This window comes from Streptomyces sp. MS06, from assembly GCF_047200655.1.
GTDB lineage: Bacteria > Actinomycetota > Actinomycetes > Streptomycetales > Streptomycetaceae > Streptomyces.
The window spans coordinates 41,467-60,033 of record NZ_JBJZOJ010000020.1 but is presented as its reverse complement, the minus strand read 5'-3'; the positions used below and the strand labels follow the sequence as shown (position 1 = coordinate 60,033).

The window sequence follows — 18,567 nt, the reverse complement described above, 5'->3', positions numbered from 1 at the left end:
CGGGCCGGCCGCCGGATCCGTCCGGCGCCGCCGTCAGCCGTCGTCCGCGGGTTGCTGCTGGTCCTGCGGCCTGGGCGCGGGCACCTCCGGCCGCAGCCGGGCCAGCAGCCGCTCCCGTTCCTCGGCGAAGGCGGGGTCCGCCTGGTAGTCGGAGTGGCCGAGGATCGGCGCGGGCAGCGGGTGCCGTTCGGTACGGCCGAAGGTGAGCGGGTCCTTCAACGGCGGCCGGTCCACGACCGGTTCGTCCTCGCCGGCCGGGCGCACCGGACCGCCGATGGGGTCGGTCAGGCGGTACAGGTTCCGCCAGCAGTCGGCCTCGCGGTGCAGCGAGCCGAGTGCGTCCGGGCCGAAGTGGGCGGGGAACCAGCGGCCGTAGAGCCGTTCCAGCGGGCACCCGTACGTCAGCAGCGCCACTCTTCCCCGCACGGACGGTTGGAGCTGCCAGGCCGCGGCGGCGGCGAGCACGCTGCCCTGGGAGTGCCCGGAGAGCACCAGGCGTCCGCCGGTGGCGCGGGTCCAGGTGGCGATGCGCCAGGTCAGGTCGGGTACGGCGCGCTCCGCGTAGCAGGGCGGGGCGAAGGGGTGCGCGGCACGGGGCCAGAAGGTGCCGACGTCCCACAGGATGCCGATGGTGCGCCGGGCGGAGGTGTCCTGGTAGGCGCGCCGGCCCGCGGTGACGAACAGCAGGAAGCCGAGCCCTATCAGCCAGGAGCCGAGCGCCTGCGCGGTCTGCGCCGCTCCCGCGAGGAACGCCGGCGCGGCGTGCGCGGCGGCGGACGGGTCCTTGCCGGTGGCCAGCGCGCCGCCCACCGCCCCGGCGCCCAGCAGCAGGGTGGTGGCGGAGGTGACGGCGATGAGGAGCGGCCCCCGGTCGGTGAGTGCGGCGGTCGCCCGGGCGGTGGCGATGTGCCGGGTGCGGGCGGGGTCCTCGGGGTGCCCGGGGTAGTCGCGGTCCACCGCGGCCGTCTCGGCCCGGCGCAGTGCCCAGGTGCGCCGGGCCAGCCAGGCGCTCAGCACGAGCAGCACCAGCAGCAGCGGGGGGATGGCGGAGGCCTGCCAGGTCAGCAGGGAGGGCGCGCCGGGGATGGAGGAGCGGGTGCCGTCGAGCCAGTCGGCGACCCGCTGGCAGACCCCGCCGGACATCACACCGCCCAGCGCGCAGGCCAGCAGGGCGGTGGCCGGTCCGCCCTGCCCCCGCATCGCGGCGCGCGGGTCCGGGCTCGCCCGGTGCAGCAGGCCGGCGACCGCGGCCAGCGCGACCACCAGCAGCCCCTGCAGCAGCGTCAGGCCGCCGAAGGCCGAGTACCCCGGGAGCCTCCCCGCCGACTGCCACCCGGGGCGGTCCCAGCCGGCGTAGACGGCGGTGAGCAGGAGCAGGGCGAGTGCGCCGAGCGGCAGCCCGCGCACCAGCGGGGCGTCGAGGGCACGGTCGAGCCGGTCCTCGGTGCGGCCCCGTCGGCAGACCACCGCCAGGACGACGGCGGCGCCGGCGACCAGGGCCGCCTCCAGGAGCCGGCCGAGGACGTCCAGGGTGAGGGGACCGCCGGGCCGCCGGTCGAATCGGGCCGCCGAGGTGCCGACCGCCGCGGCCACCGTCAGCAGCCCGGCGGCGGTGTGGGCGGCGCGCAGCCGGGCGACCAGCCGGCGCCCGTACCAGAAGCCGGGGCGGCCGAGGGCGGGGGGACGCTCCGCCGCCTCGGGCTGCCGGGGGCCGGTCAGCGGCAGTTGGGACTCGTAGGCGGCCCAGGTGCGGCGGGAGAGGTACCACAGCAGGCCGGTCAGTGCGGTCGGCACCAGCGCGGCGAGGGCGAGGCGGCGCCCTGGCAGGCTCCACCAGCCGCCGCCACCGTGGCCGGCGGGCGCCAGGAAACCCAGCCAGGAGTGCCCGGCGACGCAGGCGGGAGTGCCCGCGCACTGCCAGGCGGAGAGGTCGAGGGCCACCTCGCAGGCGGCCGCCGCGAAGAGCACCGTCAGGGTCAGTCCGGCGAGCCGCACCAGCAGCCCGTACAGGCGCGCCGTGCGGGAGCGGTCGTCGGCGCCTGGGCGCATCCAGTGGGCGAGGTTGACGACCATGAACGGCAGCAGTAAGAGCCACAGTGCCCGGCTGCTGTTGCCGGAGGTGAGGTTGCACCAGACGTACGCCTCGGGGATCGGGCGTCCCCGGTGCTCCCCGGGGTGTGACTCGGCGTCGACGTCGACCGCGCGGCGGAAGACGGCGGCGGTGTCGTCGCCGGTGATCCGCACCGTGCGCGGATCGTTCAGCATCTTCTCGGGTGTGGTGCCGCCCACGCCGTGGACCAGGAGCTCCAGGGCGGGCGCGGACCGACCGGTGGGGTCGGCGGTGCCGGCCGTGTGCTGGGCAGTTGCACGTTCCACTGTTCCGCCTCATCCCCGGTGCTGCGCCGTCGAGATGTGCCCGTGCGGCAACCAGGATCGCGGCTCGCGGCGCGGTGCACATCCCCCTGGCGCGGAATCTCCCCGATCCGGGTGACGGCCGTGTCGCCCCGGGCGACACGCCGGCCGGCGGAGGCGGCGTGCGCGCGGGGCACCGGCGGTGCCGCGATGCGCGGCCGGGCGTGCGAGGATGGGACCCCCGCGCGCCGGGAAGGCGCCGGAACACGCTCCTCGAGGCGGGTCCGGTGGGCGTGTCGGACGGCTTTGGAACGGCTTGAGGCGAAAGGACCGGAGCGTACGTGAGCGAGAATCAGAACCTCCTCGCGGAGCAGCGGCGCGCCCTGATCCTGGACGAGGTCCGGCGGCGCGGCGGGATCCGGGTCAACGAGCTGACCCGCAGGCTCGGCGTGTCGGACATGACGGTCCGCCGCGATCTGGACGCCCTGGCGCGCCAGGGCATGCTGGAGAAGGTCCACGGGGGCGCGGTGCCGGTGGCCGAGGCGAGCACGCACGAGCCGGGCTTCGAGGCGAAGTCGGGTCTGGAGCTGACCGCCAAGGAGGACATCGCACGGGCCGCGGCCGAGCTCGTCGCTCCCGGCAGTGCGATCGCGCTGTCGGGCGGCACGACGACGTACGCCCTGGCGCAGCAGCTGCTGGAGGTTCCCGATCTGACCGTGGTGACCAACTCGGTGCGGGTGGCCGACGTGTTCCACGTGGCCCAGCGCACTTCGGGACCGCGGCAGGGCGCCGCCACGGTGGTGCTGACCGGTGGGGTGCGCACTCCGTCGGACTCGCTGGTCGGCCCGGTGGCGGACCGGGCGATCGGTGCGCTCCACTTCGATGTGCTGTTTCTCGGGGTGCACGGGATATCGGTGGAGGCGGGGCTGTCCACACCGAACCTGGCGGAGGCGGAGACCAACCGGCGTCTGGTGCACTCGGCGCGGCGGGTGGTGGTGGTCGCCGACCACACCAAGTGGGGCACGATCGGCCTGAGTTCGTTCGCCGAGCTGGACCGGGTCGACACCTGGGTGACCGATGCGGGGCTCCCGGAGGAGGCACGGGCCGGGATCTCCGAGTACGTGCGGCTGGTGGTGGCGGGCGAGCCGGAGGAGTCCGGGGACCTGTGACGGGCCGCCCGCGGCCGGGTCGCGGGATGCCGCGGTGCCTCGCGGCGGTCTGCCGCAGTGCCTCGCGGCGGGCGCGGAGGGAGCGCCCGCGGTCGGGGGGACGCCCCGGCCCCGAGCGCCTCAGTCCGGCCACACTCCGGTGGCCAGCAGCGAGTCGATCGCGGTGCTGTAGGGCGTGATGTCGAGGTTCTGTTCGGCCAGCCACGCGTCGGAGTAGTACTTGTCGAGGTAGCGGTCACCCGGGTCGCACAGGAGGGTGACGACACTGCCCTGCCGGCCCGCGGCGGCCATCTCGGCGACGATCTTCAGAGCGCTCCACAGTCCGGTGCCGGTGGAACCTCCCGCCTTGCGGCCGATGGCCCGCTCCAGGGCCCGTACGGCGGCGACGGAAGCGGCGTCGGGGACCTTCATCATGCGGTCGATGGCACCGGGCACGAAACTGGGCTCCATCCGGGGGCGGCCGATGCCCTCGATGCGGGAGCCGCAGTCGCAGCCGACGTCCGGATCGCCGGTGTTCCAGCCGTCGAAGAAGCAGGAGTTCTCCGGGTCGGCGACGCAGACGCGGGTGTCGTGCTGGAGGTAGTGCACATAGCGCGCGATGGTCGCCGAGGTGCCGCCGGTACCGGCCGTCGCGACGATCCAGGCGGGTTCCGGGAACCGCTCCAACTCCATCTGCCGGAAGATGGATTCGGCGATGTTGTTGTTCCCGCGCCAGTCCGTGGCGCGCTCCGCGTAGGTGAACTGGTCCATGTAGTGGCCGCCGGTCTCCGCCGCGAGCCGGGCGGACTCCTCGTACATGCGGCGGGGGTCGTCCACGAAGTGGCACCGGCCGCCGTGGAACTCGATCAGCCGGCACTTCTCGGCGCTGGTCGTACGGGGCATGACGGCGATGAACGGCACGCCGATCAGCCCCGCGAAGTACGCCTCGGAGACGGCCGTCGAGCCGCTGGAGGCCTCGATCACCGGCCGACCCGGCCGGATCCAGCCGTTGCACAGTCCGTAGAGGAAGAGGGAGCGGGCCAGACGGTGCTTGAGGCTGCCGGTCGGGTGGGTCGACTCGTCCTTGAGGTACAGGTCGATCCCCCACGCCTCGGGCAGCGGGAAGCGCAGCAGGTGGGTGTCGGCGGAGCGGTTCGCGTCGGCCTGCACCTTGCGCACGGCTTCCTTGAGCCAGCCGCGGTAGGCCGCGTCGCTGCGGTCGACGTCCAGGGTGTCCAGGACGGCACCGGTCCGGTTCTGCTGCTGGGGGGTGATCACGGTGGGGCTCCTCAGACATCGGGCCGACGGCACACGATGCGGCCGACAGGACGATGATAAACACCTTTCACACGCTTCTCACCTGCATAAACACTGCTTTGAGCGTCTCAAACAGACGCTGGGGCGGCGTGCGGCGGCGGAGACGGGAGCGGCGGGGGCGCATTCGGACGAATGCTCCGGGTCGCGGGCGGGAGAGCTGCGGACGCACTGGTGCTCCCCGCCGTGCGCAGGCAGACTGCACCCGGCGGGACATCCGTCCCGGACGGGGGTGCAGACCCGAGCAGCACACCGAGCGGATCGCGGCCCGTGCGCGCGAGCGCGGGCCCCGGGACCCACGCGCAGGAGGGGGCAGGGCAGCATGGCGGAGCCGGAGTTCACGGCCACGGGCGTGCGGATCGGCAAGAGGATGCGCTCCCTCACCCGGGCCGGGAAGGTCCGCATCAGCGGCGGCAGGCTGGAGTTGCTCAACAGCTACGGCAGTGAGATCGACAGTGCGCCGGTCCAGGCGGTACGCGCCTCGCGGCCCTGGTTCGCTCCGGAGGACCGGGCGTTGGCCGACCTCAACGGCAAGCGGTACCTGCTGACGCTGGGCGACCACGATCCCGCACCGGGCGAGCCGGGGCCGCCCGCGGCGAGCCGGTTCATCGAGGCCGTCCGGCGGGCGGCCGGGCGGGGCGGCTGAGATCTTCGCGCCCCCGGGGCGGCGGCGCGAGTTGCGCGTCCGGACCCCCTGGGTCAGGCTTGTCTCACGTCACTGAGGGTTTACCGGCGATAACGCTGCGAACCAGCCGCCGGGCACGACAGCAGGCGGAAGTTTCACGCAGACGTCCTGCTGAAGATCCGTTCTCCGTGTTCTTCCGGACCCACGTCGGGGAGTCGCAGCCGTGATCAGTCACCCAAGCAGGCACTGCACGGTGGAGCTCCAAGCCCTGCCGTCGCGGATCGGCCAGGTCCGCAGAATCGTCTCTGCGCAGTTGCGCTACTGGCATCTGGATGCCCTGATAGACCGGGCCTCGCTCGGTGTGACGGAGCTGCTCAGCAACGTCCACCGGCACGCCGACACCGACAAGACGTGCACCGTCGAGATGGAGCTGCTGCTGGAGCGGCTCACCGTCTCGGTGCACGACCGCGACCCCCGGCTCCCCGTGGTCGGGAGCGCCGACCCGCTCGCCACCTGCGGGCGGGGACTGTCGCTGGTGGCCTCGGTCAGCGAGAGCTGGGGGGTGCGGGCCGACGGCGAGTCGGGCAAGGCCGTCTGGTTCACCCTGCCGGCCTCCACCGCACCCCAGCCCGTCCAGCCGGCGCACCGCATCACCGTGGAACCGGCGCACCGGTTCGCGGAGGTCGCCGCTCTCGACACCGTCTCCGCCGAGTGCCGGCCCGCGCAGGCTCCGGCCCGGTCCGCCGTCGCGGGGTGACCGCCGTCCGCCCGACCCGGTCCGTCCGGCGTGGTCGTGCCGTAACACCCCGGGCAGGCGCGGCCGAACAGCTCGTCCGGGACGGACAGCCGTCGCCGGTGCTCGTCCGGGACGGACAGCCGTCGCGGGCGCTCGTCCGGGACGGACAGCCGTCGCCGGTGCTCGTCCGGGACGGACAGCCGTCGTCGGCGCTCGTCCATGACGGACGACTGTTCGCCGGTGCACGGCCTCGTCGATCCCACCGGCCGCGAACCGGCGGCCGAGCAGCGTGACCGGTGAGCCGTCGGCGGGCCGGGACGCGCGCAGGGCGGCCCTCGGCCCCGCGCTCAGGCTCCGTTGCCCTCGTCGAAACTGGCGAAGTACGCCGCGACCATGTCCTCGTCGGCGTGGCCCTGTGCGGCGGCCCGCTCCATGCGGGCCGCGCCCGCGGCGGCGACGTCGAGCCGGATGCCGTGCCGTTCGCCGGCGCGCACGATGAGACGCGCGTCCTTCGCCGCGGTCGACACCGCGAACTGCGGTGGCCGCAGCCGGTCCTCCAGCAGCAGGGCCGATTTCGCGTGCAGGTATCCCATGTCGAGCGGGCCGCCGGCGATGAGGTCGAGGAAGTCGTTCGGGTCGACGCCGAGCACCTTCCCCAGGGCGAGGGCCTCGCCCGCCGCGGCGGTGGCCGCGATGACCCAGCTGTTGGCCACCAGTTTCAGCCGGGTCGCACCGGCCGCGGCGCCGTCCTCGCCGGCCCACACCGTCCGGGCGCCGACGGCTTCGAATACCGGGACGACCTTCTCGCGGCCCCGGACCGGTCCGGCCGCCAGCACGGTGAGGCGGCCCGCCTCGGCCGGGTCGCGGGTGCCCAGTACCGGGGCGTCGTAGAAGAGCAGGTCGTGCGCACCGGCGAAGGCGGCCAGCTCGGGGACGGAGTCCAGGCCGGCGGTGGTGGACTGCGCCCAGGCGGTCCCGGGTTCCAGGGCGGGGGCGGCCTCACGCATGACCGCCAGCGCGGCGTCGCCGTCGTGGACCATGGTGAGCACGGCGTCGGCGCCCCGTACTGCCTCGACGGGGGTGCCGGCGACGTGCACCCCTTCCGCGGAGAGCGGTTCGGCCTTGGCCGGGGTGCGGTTCCAGGCGCGGACGGCGTGTCCGGCGCGGGCGAGGTTGCGGGCCATCGCGGCACCCATGATGCCGGTGCCCAGGACGCTCACGGTGAGCTGGTCGGCCATGACGTGTCGTCACCTTCCTGTTCTCGGGTCACGCTGCTGTGTCCGGTCCTGCTGTACGGGTGCCCGGGGCCCGGACCCTCGGGGCCCGGGTGCACGTGGCTGTCGGGTGTCGGGGGTCGGGGTGTCCCAGGCTCCAGGATGCCCCTGATCGACCCGGGTGCCCCGGTTTGCCGGTGCCCATGACTGCCGGATGCCCGGGTTCCGGATGCCCGGGTTCCGGGGTCGGTCGCTGCCGCCGGACGAGGGAGCGGGGAGGAAGCCGTCCGGTGCTCCCCCGGGATGCCGCCGCACCGCGGACGGGGTCCGGTCCTCACGTCCCCGCCAGTGCGCCCAACGGGTCGTCCAGCACCGGCTGCCACGCCAGCTCCGCCGCACCGACGAGGCTGTTGTGGTCGAGGGTGCAGGGCAGGATGGGCACCCCGCCGCTCCGCCCCCACAGGCTGCGGTCGGCGACGACGGCCCGCAGCCGTTCGGGGTCGGCGGCCAGCAGGGTGCGGTGCACACCGCCGAGGATGATCCGGTCCGGATTGAGGATGTTCACCAGTCCGGCGAGACCGAGCCCGAGACGGTCGATCAGCGCCTCGACGGCCGTGCGGACGGCCGGGTCGTCGTACTCGCGGCGGACGAGCTCGTCGGCCTGCCGCAGCAGCGACACCTCGGGACCGGGCGCGCGGCCCGCCGCGGTCAGCAGCGCCAGCGGATCCGCCTCGACGTCCAGGCAGCCGCGGCTGCCGCAGTGGCAGGGGCGGCCCTCGGGGTTGACGGTGAGGTGGCCGACCTCCAGGGCGAGGCCCGCGCTTCCCGTGTGCAGCCGGCCGTCGAGCACCAGGGCGCCGCCGACACCGCGGTGACCGGTGGCCACGCACAGCAGGTCGCGGGCGCCCCGGCCGGCGCCGTGGCGGTGCTCGGCGAGCGCGGCGAGGTTGACGTCGTTGGCCGCGAACGCCGGCCCGGCGATACCGGCCGAGCGGACGCGGTCGGCGAAGATCTCCCGCACCCGCGCGCCCACCGGCCAGGCCAGGTGCAGCGGGTTGAGCGCCAGCCCCTCGGGTTCGGCCACCGCCGACGGCACGGCGAGCCCGGCACCCACACAGCGCCGGCCGGTCGCGCGGAGGAGGTCCGCGCCCGCCTCCACCACGGAACCCAGCACCTTCGCCGGATCGGGGTCGACCGTCTCACAGCCGGGAGAGGTGGCCACGATCCGGCCGCCGAGGCCGACGAGCGCGGCGCGGAAACCGTCCGCGTGCACCTGCGCGGCCAGCACGACCGGCCCCTCCTCGGCGAGTTGCAGCCGGTGCGAGGGGCGGCCCTGCGCGCCGGCGGGCACGCTGGGCCGGGCATCCACTCTGATCAGGCCCAGGGCCTCGAGTTCGGCGGCCACCGCGCCGGCCGTGGCGCGGGTGACGCCGAGTTCGGCGGTCAGCACCGCGCGGGTCGGCGCCCGCCCGGTGTGCACCAGCTCCAGCGCGGGACCCAGCGCCGCGCGCCCCCGGTCCAACCTCGTCCTCGAGGTGGTTCCTTCCCCCTCCGGCCGGGGGTCCGCCTTGCCGCTCATGGAGGCGAGTCTGTCATGATCCGTTCTTCAGGTGGCGTCCGGGAAACCACTCACCCGCAGCGTCACGTTCAGCCGGCCCCTCAGAGCCAGACCGGGCGGTGCGGTGCCCGGGAGCACGCGCGGCACCCCGTGGTGGGCGTACCGGGACGGTCCGCCGAAGACGAACAGGTCACCGCTGCGCAACCGGACGTCCGTGTACGGGTGGGACCGGTTCCGGGGGTTGCCGAACCGGAAGACGCAGGCATCACCGAGGCTGTACGAGACCACCGGCGCGTCGGACCGCTCGTCGCTGTCCCGGTGCATGCCCATCCGGGCGTCGGCGTCGTAGAAGTTGATCAGTGCGATGTCGTAGGGCTCGGCGGGGACGGCGTCGGGGCCGAGCGCGTCCGCCACCGACCGGCGTGCCAGCTCACCGAGCCAGGCCGGGAACGGCTTCACGGGCGCGCCGTCCCCGTCGACCGCGGTACGGGCGTAGCCGTACGGGTACCAGTGCCGGCCCAGGCACACCTGCCGTGCCGTCATCGTGCCCCCGCCGGGCGTGCGCACGGTGCGCAGCCCGGCCGGCGGGCGGGCCCAGTCGCGGCAGGCGGCCAGCAGGGCCTGCTGTGCGCCGCTGTCGAGCCGGTCCGGGACGTGCACCGCACCGGGCGCGACCGACACGCGTTCACGGGGAAACAGCTCGGCGTCCATGGGGACATCCTCCCGCTCCTGATGCCCGTCCCCCGGGGCACCCGGCCCTGAGCTGCGGCTGAGCTAGCCTGGTGCGCGATGAACGACCGTATGACGACGCCGTGGGGCGAGCTGGTGCTCACCCGGTTCCCCGAGGACCCCCGTGACAGGCTCCGGGCCTGGGACGCCTCCGACGCGTACCTGCTGCGTCACCTGGACGAGCAGCGGGTCCCGCTGACCGGCACGGTGGTGGTGTTCGGCGACCGGTGGGGCGCCCTGGCCACCGCGCTCGCGCCGCACCGGCCCACGCAGATCACCGACTCCTTCCTCACCCGGGAGGCCACCCGCGCCAACCTCTCCCGGGCGGGCGTGCAACCCGGCACCGTAGGCCTGCTCACCACGCAGGACCCGCCGCCCGCACGCGTCGACGTGCTGCTGGTCCGGGTGCCGAAGAGCCTGGCGCTGCTGGAGGACCAGCTGCGGCGGCTGCGTCCCTCGTGCCACGAGGGCACGGTCGTGGTCGGCACCGGCATGGTGAAGGAGATCCACACGTCGACGCTGGCCCTGTTCGAGCGCCTGCTCGGCCCCACCCGGACCTCTCTCGCCCGGCAGAAGGCACGGCTGATCCTCTGCACACCCGATCCGTCCCGGAGCCCGGACGCCGGCCCCTGGCCCCACCGGTACACCCTCCCGGCGGATGTGGGACCGGTCTCGGGCCGCACCGTCGTCAACCACGCGGGCGTTTTCTGCGCCGACCGCCTCGACATCGGGACCCGGTTCTTCCTCGGCCACCTCCCGGCCACCCGCGGCCCGCGGCGGGTGGTCGACCTCGGTTGCGGCAACGGCGTCCTCGGGACGGCGGTGGCACTGGCCAACCCGGAGGCGGAACTGCTGTTCGTGGACGAGTCCTTCCAGGCGGTCGCGTCCGCCGAGGCCACCCACCGGGCGAACGGGGCACCCGGGCACGCCGAGTTCCGGGTCGGGGACGGGCTCGGCGGGGTACCCGCCGACAGCGTGGACGTGGTGCTGAACAACCCGCCGTTCCACTCCCACCAGACCACCTCCGACGCCACGGCGTGGCGCATGTTCACCGGTGCCCGCCGCGCACTGCGGCCGGGCGGCGAGCTGTGGGTGGTCGGGAACCGCCATCTCGGCTACCACGCCAAACTGCGGCGGCTGTTCGGCAACAGCCGCCTGGTGGCGAGCGACCCGAAGTTCGTGGTGCTGAAGGCCGTCAAGGAACCGGGTCGGCGGTGACCCGGCGACGGGCCCGGACCGCGATCCACGACCTCGGCGGCGACGGCTGCGAGCCGTCGTATCCGGAGTGCCGGACCGCCGACACCCGCTTGCGCTCCCCCGTCACCCGTGCCGACGTCGCGGGTAGCACATGCCGAAGGCAGGAAAGATGACCCCGCAGACCCGTCCGGTCGACCACGAGCTCATCCGGGCCGCGGCCCACGTTGCCCGCACTCGCTGCCGGGGCGACAACCACACCATGGCGGCCGCGGCCCGCGCCCGGGACGGCCGCATCGTCACCGCGGTGAACGCCTACCACTTCACCGGGGGACCCTGCGCCGAGCTGGTCCTCATCGGCACGGCAGCCGCCCAGGGCGCCTACGAGCTGAACACGATCGTCGCGGTGGGAGACCGCGACCGGGGAGTCGTTCCCCCGTGCGGCCGGTGTCGCCAGGTCCTCCTCGACTACTTCCCGGCTCTCGAGGTCATCGTCGGCGAAGGCGAGCACATCCGAACCCTCCTCATCACCGACCTGCTGCCGGAAGGCTACGTGTGGGCCGACCACCAGCTCGGGTAACCGCTCTGCCTGGGCCGGTTCCCCCATCACGGGGCTGAGGTGCGGATGCCGCTCGGGCACACCGGCGCCCGACCGGCCCGGGGGCTTCCGGGGCTTCCGGGGCTTCCGGGGCTTCCGGGGCTTCCGGGGCTTCCGGGGCTTCCGGGGCTTCCGGTCTACGGTTCCCGGCCGGCGACCACCTTGACGATGCTCTGGACCGCTCGGGCCATCGCCTCCCGCCCCACGCTGAGATACCTCCGCGAGTCGACCGCCTCGGGGTGAGCGGCGAGGAAGTCGCGGATGGCGCCGGTCATGGCGAGGTTGAGCGCGGTGCCGACGTTCACCTTGGTGATGCCGCCCACGACCGCGGCCCGCAGTTCGTCGTCCGGGACTCCGGAGGAACCGTGCAGCACGAGGGGGACGGTCAGCGCGCCGTCGAGTCGTTTGAGCAGCTCGTGGTCGAGAGCGGCGGTACGGGTGGTCATGGCGTGCACGCTGCCGACGGCGACGGCCAGCGCGTCCACGCCGGAGTCGGCGACGAAGGCCCGTGCCTCGGAGGGGTCGGTGCGGGCGCCGGGCGCGTGGGCGTCCAGCGGGGGCCGGGCCTCGTGCTGCCGGCCCTGCGGCCCGGCCTTGCCGCCGACCTGTCCGAGTTCCGCTTCGATCCACAGTCCCTGCGCGTGCGCCCAGTCGGCTGCCGCGCGGGTCGCGGCCAGGTTGTCCGCGTACGGCAGGTGCGAGGCGTCGTACATCACCGAGCTGAAGCCGGCGTCCGCCGCCTCGCGGAGCAGGCGGTCGCTCCTGACGTGGTCGAGGTGGAGGGCGACGGGCACGAGGGCGCTCTCGGCGGCGGCCACGGCGGCGCGGGCCAGCGGCAGCAGGCGACCGTAACGGAACGTGACGGCGTTCTCGCTGACCTGGAGCACCACGGGGGCGTTGGCCGACTCGGCGCCCGTGACGACCGCTTCCACGTGCTCCAGCGTGATGATGTTGAAGGCGGCGACGGCGGATCGAGCCGCGGCAGCCCTGCCGACGAGTTCGCCGGTGGTGACGAGGGGCACGTTCTGTCCTTTCCGACAGGCCGGAGCACGACCGGCGTGAGGCCGTGGGGTGCGGTCCGGGCGGGGAGCCGGGTTTCGGGAGAGGGGGTCCGGCGTACTGGGCCGGGCGGCGCTGCGGCCCGGGGGCAGGGGCACCGAGGACACGGGCCACGCGGGTGGTGCGGATGGTGCGGGTGGCGGGTGGTGCGGTGGCTCAGGAGGTGAGGACCACCGACCGGGTGAGGTGGCGGGGCCGGTCCGGGTCGAGTCCCCGGGCGGCGGCCACGGCGACGGCGAGGCGCTGGGCGCGGACCAGCTCGGCGAGCGGGTCGAGGCTGCCCGCCACCCAGCGGGCGCCGGTGTCCCTCACCTGTTCGGCGAGGTCCGGGGGTGCCTCACCGAACATCCAGGTGGCCGTGGAACCGGTGGCGATACTGATGGGGCCGTGCCGGTACTCCATCGCGGGGTAGGCCTCGGTCCAGGACAGCGAGGCCTCGCGCATCTTGAGCGCGGCTTCGTTGGCCAGGCCGACCGTCCAGCCGCTTCCCAGGAAGGTGAACTGGGCGCATTCGACGAGGCCTTCGGGCAGGTCGGCGGTGAGCGCGGTTCGGCAGTCGGCCACCGCGGCGTCCGTGTGCAGTCCGAAGTGGGCGCGGAGCACGGTCAGCGCGGTGGTCGCGAACCTGGTCTGGACGACGGAGCGTTCGTCCGCGTAGTCGAGGACGACCACGTGGTCGGCCACTGTCGTCACCGGCGTGTCCGGGTCGGCGGTGAGCGCGGTGGTGCGAGTGGTGCCGCTCAACCGTTCGAGCAGGGCGAGCACTTCGGTCGTGGTGCCGGAGCGGGTGAGCGCGACGACATGGTCGTACGCCCGGTGGTGCGGGAACTCGGAGGCGGGGAAGGCGTCCGTCTCCCCCCGGCCGGCGCCCTCCCGGAGGGCGGCCGCGGCCTGGGCCATGTAGTAGGAGGTTCCGCAGCCGACGACGGCGACGCGTTCGCCCGGGTACGGCAGCACTCCGCCGTAGCCCGGAGCCTCGGTCGCGGCGCGCGTCCAGCACTCCGGTTGGCTCCGGAGCTCTTCCTCGACGTGGGTCATGAGGCACTTCCTCCCAACAGGCATGATTACTCTTGCAAGATATAGCCAGCTTTCGCGCACAATCAAGCATCTGGAAGTTCGGTAATGCACTGGGGGGAAGCCCGGGCCGCCGCAAGGGCGCGAGAGGAGCGGGGATCGGGTGCGGGTGTCGCACCGCGCACCCCTGCCATCGGAGCGCGAGGGGCCGACGGGGCCGGGCCTGGCCTGGCCTGGCCTGTCGGGGTAGTGCCCCGGACCGGCGGGTACCCGGAGGACGCCGCACACACCGGCACACACCGCCACACACCGCAAGACACCGCAAGACACCGCAAGACACCGGAGAGGATGACTCGGATGCTCGTCCTCGGACTGCTCCTCCTCGCGGGCACCGCCGGCTTCACCGCCCTGGCGATCGTCGGCAATCTGTCCGGAGGCCCCGAGTACACCGTCAGCGTGCTCGGCAGCGACATCGCGACGATGAACGGACTCGCCCTGTTCAGCTCCGGGCTCGCCCTGGCCCTGATCTTCTGCCTGGGCCTGGCCCTGGTGACCGCCGGGACGGTACACCACCGCCGCCGCACCGGTCGGGGGCGCGGCCGTCACGGGCGGAGCGGCACCGGAAGGCTCGACGGGATGCCGGGCCGCCCGGAGCACCACAACTGACCGGCCCCCGGGATCCGGCCCCGACCGCCTCGTGATGCCCGACGGGTCAGCGGCGGGGCTTCCCGGGACGGGGACCGGGCCGTCAGGGGGCGCAGCTGCAACCATCTGCCCCGATCCGGTGTCTCAGCACATACACGAAAGACGCCGATCGCCTGGGGGACTCCATGCAGCGAAGGACACGGATCGCGACGGCTCTTGCCGCCCTGGGTACCGCGATGGTGGTCGGTGCCGCTCCGGCGGCCGCCTTCCCCGTCAGCGCCGCCCCGGCCGGCTCGGTGTGCCCCACCGCCTGGGGCAGCCTCGCCAAGAGCCGTACCGCCGCCACGACCCGCCCCGTCCAGGACGTCAGGACCGGTCGCCACAGCTGCTTCGACCGGATGGTGATGGACGTCCCCGGCGTGGAAGCGGCCGACCTCGGCTACTCCGTCCGCTACGTGGACCAGCTCCGCCAGGACGGGTCCGGACGGGTCGTCCCCGTCGCCGGCGGGGCGGTCATCGAGGTGCGGATCACCGCTCCCGCCTACGACCCGGCGACCGGGGCGCCCGTGTATCCGGGGCAGGCGGGTCAGCCGCTGCCGGGCGTGGACCTCACCGGGTACCACACCTTCCGCGAGGCCGTGTTCGGCGGCAGCTTCGAGGGGGAGACGCAGATCGGGCTCGGCGTCCGGGCGCGGCTGCCCTTCAGGGTGACGCGGCTGGACGGCCACCTGGTGGTGGACGTGGCCCACCGCTGGAGCGGTACGCCCTGAGTCGCCGGGAGGCTCGTCCGCCCCGGGGCGGACGAGCGTCCTGCCGGACGTACCCGACCGGGACCGAGCGCCTCGGAGGAGTGCGCACGACGCACGACGCACGGGTATCGGCCGCGGCCGGGGTGTCGGACGGTCTCCGGCGTCGTCGCGCACTTCCGGGGAACCCCGCGGCGGACGGGCGCCCCGGAAGGGAACCGACGTCCGTCGCGGGCGGCGGCCCGCGGCGCCGCTACAGGCCGCGCTCGAGGCGGTCGGCCACCAGCTTGACGAACCTGGCCGGATCCTTCGGCTGGCCTCCCTCGGCGAGGACCGCCAGCGTGTAGAGGAGTTCGGCGGTCTCACCGAGCCCGGAGCGGTCCTCCCGCTCCCTGTACGCCTGGTTGAGCCCCTGCACGAGCAGGTGATCGGGGTTGAGTTCGAGGATGCGCTTGGCGCGCGGCACGTCCTGCCCCATCGCGCGGTACATGTTCTCCAGCGCGGGAGTGAGGTCGCTCGCGTCGGAGACGACGCAGGACGGGGAGACCGTCAACCGCGTGGACAGACGCACGTCCTTGACGTCCTCGCCCAGTTGCTCGCCCATCCAGCCGAGCAGCCCCGCGTAGTCCTCGTTCTGCTTCTCCTTCTCGCTCTCGCTCTTCCCGTCGTCCTGCCCGCCGAGGTCGATCTCGCCCTTGGCGACGGACCGCAGCCGCTTGCCCTGGAACTCGCCGACCGCGTCGACCCACACCTCGTCGACGGGGTCGGTGAGCAGCAGCACCTCGACTCCCTTGGCCCGGAAGGCCTCCATGTGGGGCGAGTTCTCGATGCTCTGGCGGGACTCGCCGGTGAGGAAGTAGATGTCCTCCTGGCCGTCCTGCATCCGTTCGACGTACTGCTGGAGCGTGGTCGGCTCCTCCTCTCCGTGCGTCGTGGCGAAGGACGACACGGCGAGGACGGCCTCACGGTTCTCGGAGTCGGTGACCAGTCCCTCCTTCAGGACGGCGCCGAACTCCCGCCAGAAGGCGGCGTAGCGGTCGGTGTCCTTCGCCATCAGGTCCTTGACGGAGGAGAGGATCTTCTTGGTCAGGCGCCGCTGGATCATCCGGATGTGCCGGTCCTGCTGGAGGATCTCGCGGGACACGTTGAGCGAGAGGTCCGCGGCGTCGACGACCCCCTTGACGAAGCGCAGGTACGGCGGGAGCAGCGCCTCGCAGTGGTCCATGATGAAGACGCGCTTCACGTACAACTGGACGCCGCGCTGGTAGCCCTGGGTGAACAGGTCGTGCGGGGCGTGGGCCGGGACGAACAGCAGGGCCTGGTACTCGAAGGTGCCCTCCGCCTGGAGCCGGACGGTCTCCAGCGGGTCCTGCCAGTCGTGGCTGATGTGCTTGTAGAGCTCGTGGTACTCGTCGTCGGAGACCTCCGAACGCGGTCGGGCCCACAGGGCCTTCATCGAGTTCAGCGTCTCGGGCCCGGACTCCTCGCCGCCGTTCTCGGCCGCCGGCGGCTCTGCCCCCTCGGGCTTCCCGGTCCGCGGCTCCATCCGGATCGGCCAGGTGATGAAGTCGGAGTACCGCTTCACGATCTCGCGGATCGTCCAGGGGGAGGTGTAGTCGTGGAGCTGGTTCTCGGCGTCGGCCGGCTTGAGGTGCAGGGTGACCGAGGTGCCCTGCGGCGCGTCCTCGACGTGTTCCAGGGTGTACGTGCCCTCGCCCCGGGACTGCCAGCGCGTGCCGTGCGTCTCGCCGGCCCGCCGGGTGAGGAGGGTGACCTCGTCGGCCACCATGAAGGCGGAGTAGAAGCCGACGCCGAACTGGCCGATGAGCCCCTCGGCCCCCGCCTCGTCCTTGGCCTCCTGCAGTTCCTTCAGGAGCTGCGCTGTGCCCGAGTGGGCGATGGTGCCGATGAGCCGGCCCACCTCGTCGTACGACATGCCGACGCCGTTGTCCCGGACGGTCAGAGTGCGGGCTTCGGGGTCGGCGTCGAGTTCGATGCGCAGGTCGGACACGTCGGCGTCGAGGGTGTCGTCGCGCAGCGCCTCCAGCCTCAGCTTGTCGAGTGCGTCGGAGGCGTTGGAGATGAGCTCCCGCAGGAAGACATCCTTGTTCGAGTAGACCGAGTGGATCATCAGCTGGAGGAGCTGACGGGCCTCTACCTGGAACTCAAACGTTTCGGTCGGCATGGTGCGCGATTACCTCACGGGTCCGGAGTAGCCATAACTGCCGGCAGCCACTGTAGGACACCGGATCACCCGGAATCCCCCGTCCGCGGCCCGGCCGCGGAACCGGTCCGCCGTGTCCCCCGCGCAGGGCAGCGGCGGGACCGGCCACTCTGCGGGCGCGTGAAGTGCCCTCACCGGCAAGCGGAACCGGACCGTGGGCGGACCACTCGGACCGCCACGCCGGTCGGCCCGGCCTGCTCGGGCGGTGGTTGCACGGCCGTCGAGCAGCCAACTCCGCGCCGCCACCCCCACCGCCACCGCCACCGCCACCGCCACAGCCACCGCCACAGCCACCGCCACCGCCACCGCCACCGCCACCGCCACCGCCACCGCCACCGGTGAGGGGCGTCGCGGCGTCCCCGCCGGTTCCCCGGTGGGGCCCGGGCGTGCGTGCCGGTCGGTTACGCGGGCGGGGCCGTCCTCGGCACGCCTGGCGCCGGGGCGGTGAGCTGGGCGTCCAGCGCGGCGCGCAGCCAGTCGTGGGCCGTGCCCGGGGTCGGATCGGGCCGGGCGCCCGGCGGCGTGGCCACCCGGGCGGCCAGCTCCCAGTACCGTTCCAGCCGCGGGTCGGCGGTGAGCCGCCCGGCGAGCAGTCGGCGGAACCGCGGGGTGTCGGGGGTGCCGTACGCCTCCGCGTAGGCGGCGGCGAAGGCGTCCAGGGCCTCGCCGGGGTGCGGCGCCCGCCCCCGCCGCATACGGGCGCCCGCCAGTTCGTAGGCCTCGGCCAGGCCCGCGTAGAGCACGGTGGCGCCGCGGGCGCCCGCGGCACGGTGGACGTCGGGCTGCGGCCGGGTGCCGCCGGCGCAGGGGCGGGCGGTGAGCGCGTGCAGCCGGGCGAAGGCGAGCGCCTGCTCCGGCGTCGGATCGGCGGGCGGCTGCGGCACGGCCTGCGCGAGGAACGCGGACACGATCCGTTCCGGGGTCCGCGGCGGCAGCCATCCGCGCCAGAAGCGGGCGGGAGCGGCCGTGCTGGGCGGCAGGGGCAGTGCGCCCACCAGGCGCAGCCGGTCGGGGCGCTCGCCGGGCGGGCAGTCGAGTACCAGCCGCAGCGCCGTCTCCCGCCAGCGCAGTGCGGTGAGTTGGGAGCCCAGTGCGCTGAGCCGTCCGGCGAGCGCGTCCTCCAGGGCACCGCCCGTTTCGGCGCCTCCGTCCTGATCGGTGAGGACGTGATGCACCTGGGGAACCGTCAGGTCGAGCGCGCGCAGGTCCCGGATCAGCCGGAGCCGGTCCAGCGCGGCGGGGTCGTAGCGGCGGTGCCCACCGGTGCTGCGGGCGGCTTCGGGCAGCAGGCCGCGGTCGGAGTAGAAGCGGACGGTCTTGACCGTGGTCCCGGCACGTTCGGCGAGGCGGCCGATGCTCCACAGCTCGTCGTCGGACATGTGCGGTCGGACCTCCCCCGGGATCGCCCCAC

At 73.9% G+C, this 18,567-nt stretch carries 16 protein-coding genes; 7 read left to right on the top strand and 9 right to left on the bottom strand.

Going from position 1 to position 18,567, the window contains the following annotated elements; genetic code table 11:
* Positions 1 to 33 precede the first annotated feature (33 nt).
* Positions 34 to 2,265 carry a hypothetical protein gene (locus ACL02U_RS13530; protein WP_412791059.1) on the bottom strand — a complete coding sequence of 744 codons (2,232 nt, stop codon included), beginning with the start codon at positions 2,263 to 2,265 and terminating at the stop codon, positions 34 to 36.
* Positions 2,266 to 2,693: 428 nt separating this feature from the next.
* On the opposite strand from ACL02U_RS13530, the gene ACL02U_RS13525 reads away from it, so the two are divergent.
* Entirely contained in the window at positions 2,694 to 3,521 is an 828-nt protein-coding gene (locus ACL02U_RS13525) for a DeoR/GlpR family DNA-binding transcription regulator (protein ID WP_412791018.1), read from the top strand.
* Positions 3,522 to 3,641: 120 nt separating this feature from the next.
* Here ACL02U_RS13525 and ACL02U_RS13520 read toward each other — a convergent pair whose 3' ends face one another.
* On the bottom strand, positions 3,642 to 4,778 hold the full coding sequence (locus ACL02U_RS13520; protein WP_412791017.1) for a PLP-dependent cysteine synthase family protein: 1,137 nt from the start codon (positions 4,776 to 4,778) through the stop codon (positions 3,642 to 3,644).
* Positions 4,779 to 5,136: 358 nt separating this feature from the next.
* On the opposite strand from ACL02U_RS13520, the gene ACL02U_RS13515 reads away from it, so the two are divergent.
* A complete protein-coding gene (locus ACL02U_RS13515; RefSeq protein WP_412791016.1) occupies positions 5,137 to 5,460 on the top strand; it encodes a hypothetical protein in 324 nt (107 codons plus the stop codon).
* Between the two features lie 202 nt (positions 5,461 to 5,662).
* Positions 5,663 to 6,196, top strand: coding sequence for an ATP-binding protein (locus ACL02U_RS13510; RefSeq protein WP_412791015.1), 534 nt, complete (start codon positions 5,663 to 5,665; stop codon positions 6,194 to 6,196).
* A gap of 326 nt (positions 6,197 to 6,522) precedes the next feature.
* Here ACL02U_RS13510 and ACL02U_RS13505 read toward each other — a convergent pair whose 3' ends face one another.
* The 3 genes from ACL02U_RS13505 to ACL02U_RS13495 form a co-directional block, all read right to left on the bottom strand.
* Positions 6,523 to 7,413: an NAD(P)-dependent oxidoreductase gene (locus tag ACL02U_RS13505; RefSeq protein ID WP_412791014.1), complete on the bottom strand. Its 891-nt coding sequence runs from the start codon at positions 7,411 to 7,413 to the stop codon at positions 6,523 to 6,525.
* A 310-nt stretch (positions 7,414 to 7,723) separates the two neighbouring features.
* Positions 7,724 to 8,968, bottom strand: a complete 1,245-nt coding sequence (locus ACL02U_RS13500; protein ID WP_412791013.1) for an ROK family protein — start codon at positions 8,966 to 8,968, stop codon at positions 7,724 to 7,726.
* Positions 8,969 to 8,995: 27 nt separating this feature from the next.
* Positions 8,996 to 9,658 (bottom strand): alpha-ketoglutarate-dependent dioxygenase AlkB family protein, encoded by a 663-nt coding sequence (locus ACL02U_RS13495; protein WP_412791012.1) that lies wholly within the window; start codon positions 9,656 to 9,658, stop codon positions 8,996 to 8,998.
* 90 nt (positions 9,659 to 9,748) lie between these two features.
* On the opposite strand from ACL02U_RS13495, the gene ACL02U_RS13490 reads away from it, so the two are divergent.
* Together ACL02U_RS13490 and ACL02U_RS13485 are read left to right on the top strand one after the other, a co-directional pair.
* Entirely contained in the window at positions 9,749 to 10,894 is a 1,146-nt protein-coding gene (locus ACL02U_RS13490) for a methyltransferase (protein ID WP_412791058.1), read from the top strand.
* Positions 10,895 to 11,042: 148 nt separating this feature from the next.
* Positions 11,043 to 11,450 (top strand): cytidine deaminase family protein, encoded by a 408-nt coding sequence (locus ACL02U_RS13485; RefSeq protein WP_412791011.1) that lies wholly within the window; start codon positions 11,043 to 11,045, stop codon positions 11,448 to 11,450.
* Between the two features lie 155 nt (positions 11,451 to 11,605).
* On the opposite strand, the gene ACL02U_RS13480 is transcribed toward ACL02U_RS13485, so the two are convergent.
* Positions 11,606 to 12,490: a class II fructose-bisphosphate aldolase gene (locus tag ACL02U_RS13480; RefSeq protein WP_412791010.1), complete on the bottom strand. Its 885-nt coding sequence runs from the start codon at positions 12,488 to 12,490 to the stop codon at positions 11,606 to 11,608.
* Positions 12,491 to 12,683: 193 nt separating this feature from the next.
* Entirely contained in the window at positions 12,684 to 13,565 is an 882-nt protein-coding gene (locus tag ACL02U_RS13475; protein WP_412791009.1) for an SIS domain-containing protein, read from the bottom strand.
* Between the two features lie 333 nt (positions 13,566 to 13,898).
* On the opposite strand from ACL02U_RS13475, the gene ACL02U_RS13470 reads away from it, so the two are divergent.
* Positions 13,899 to 14,207 carry a hypothetical protein gene (locus tag ACL02U_RS13470; protein ID WP_412791008.1) on the top strand — a complete coding sequence of 103 codons (309 nt, stop codon included), beginning with the start codon at positions 13,899 to 13,901 and terminating at the stop codon, positions 14,205 to 14,207.
* A 164-nt stretch (positions 14,208 to 14,371) separates the two neighbouring features.
* Positions 14,372 to 14,956, top strand: coding sequence for a hypothetical protein (locus tag ACL02U_RS13465; protein ID WP_412791007.1), 585 nt, complete (start codon positions 14,372 to 14,374; stop codon positions 14,954 to 14,956).
* 229 nt (positions 14,957 to 15,185) lie between these two features.
* Here the strand turns inward: ACL02U_RS13465 and htpG are convergent, their stop codons facing one another.
* Together htpG and ACL02U_RS13455 are read right to left on the bottom strand one after the other, a co-directional pair.
* Complete coding sequence (gene htpG / locus ACL02U_RS13460) at positions 15,186 to 17,117, bottom strand: molecular chaperone HtpG (protein ID WP_412791006.1); 1,932 nt, start codon at positions 17,115 to 17,117, stop codon at positions 15,186 to 15,188.
* A gap of 440 nt (positions 17,118 to 17,557) precedes the next feature.
* Positions 17,558 to 18,535, bottom strand: coding sequence for a MerR family transcriptional regulator (locus tag ACL02U_RS13455; RefSeq protein ID WP_412791005.1), 978 nt, complete (start codon positions 18,533 to 18,535; stop codon positions 17,558 to 17,560).
* Positions 18,536 to 18,567 lie beyond the last annotated feature (32 nt).

Bases quoted from the DNA above. Each gene is read 5' to 3' on its own strand.
- ACL02U_RS13530 (WP_412791059.1), bottom strand. From the start codon at position 2,265: ATGCTGAACGATCCGCGCACGGTGCGGATCACCGGCGACGACACCGCC.
- ACL02U_RS13515 (WP_412791016.1), top strand. From the start codon at position 5,137: ATGGCGGAGCCGGAGTTCACGGCCACGGGCGTGCGGATCGGCAAGAGG.
- ACL02U_RS13505 (WP_412791014.1), bottom strand. From the start codon at position 7,413: ATGGCCGACCAGCTCACCGTGAGCGTCCTGGGCACCGGCATCATGGGT.
- ACL02U_RS13500 (WP_412791013.1), bottom strand. From the start codon at position 8,968: ATGAGCGGCAAGGCGGACCCCCGGCCGGAGGGGGAAGGAACCACCTCG.
- ACL02U_RS13495 (WP_412791012.1), bottom strand. From the start codon at position 9,658: ATGGACGCCGAGCTGTTTCCCCGTGAACGCGTGTCGGTCGCGCCCGGT.
- ACL02U_RS13490 (WP_412791058.1), top strand. From the start codon at position 9,749: ATGACGACGCCGTGGGGCGAGCTGGTGCTCACCCGGTTCCCCGAGGAC.
- ACL02U_RS13485 (WP_412791011.1), top strand. From the start codon at position 11,043: ATGACCCCGCAGACCCGTCCGGTCGACCACGAGCTCATCCGGGCCGCG.
- ACL02U_RS13475 (WP_412791009.1), bottom strand. From the start codon at position 13,565: ATGACCCACGTCGAGGAAGAGCTCCGGAGCCAACCGGAGTGCTGGACG.
- ACL02U_RS13470 (WP_412791008.1), top strand. From the start codon at position 13,899: ATGCTCGTCCTCGGACTGCTCCTCCTCGCGGGCACCGCCGGCTTCACC.
- ACL02U_RS13465 (WP_412791007.1), top strand. From the start codon at position 14,372: ATGCAGCGAAGGACACGGATCGCGACGGCTCTTGCCGCCCTGGGTACC.
- htpG (WP_412791006.1), bottom strand. From the start codon at position 17,117: ATGCCGACCGAAACGTTTGAGTTCCAGGTAGAGGCCCGTCAGCTCCTC.
- ACL02U_RS13455 (WP_412791005.1), bottom strand. From the start codon at position 18,535: ATGTCCGACGACGAGCTGTGGAGCATCGGCCGCCTCGCCGAACGTGCC.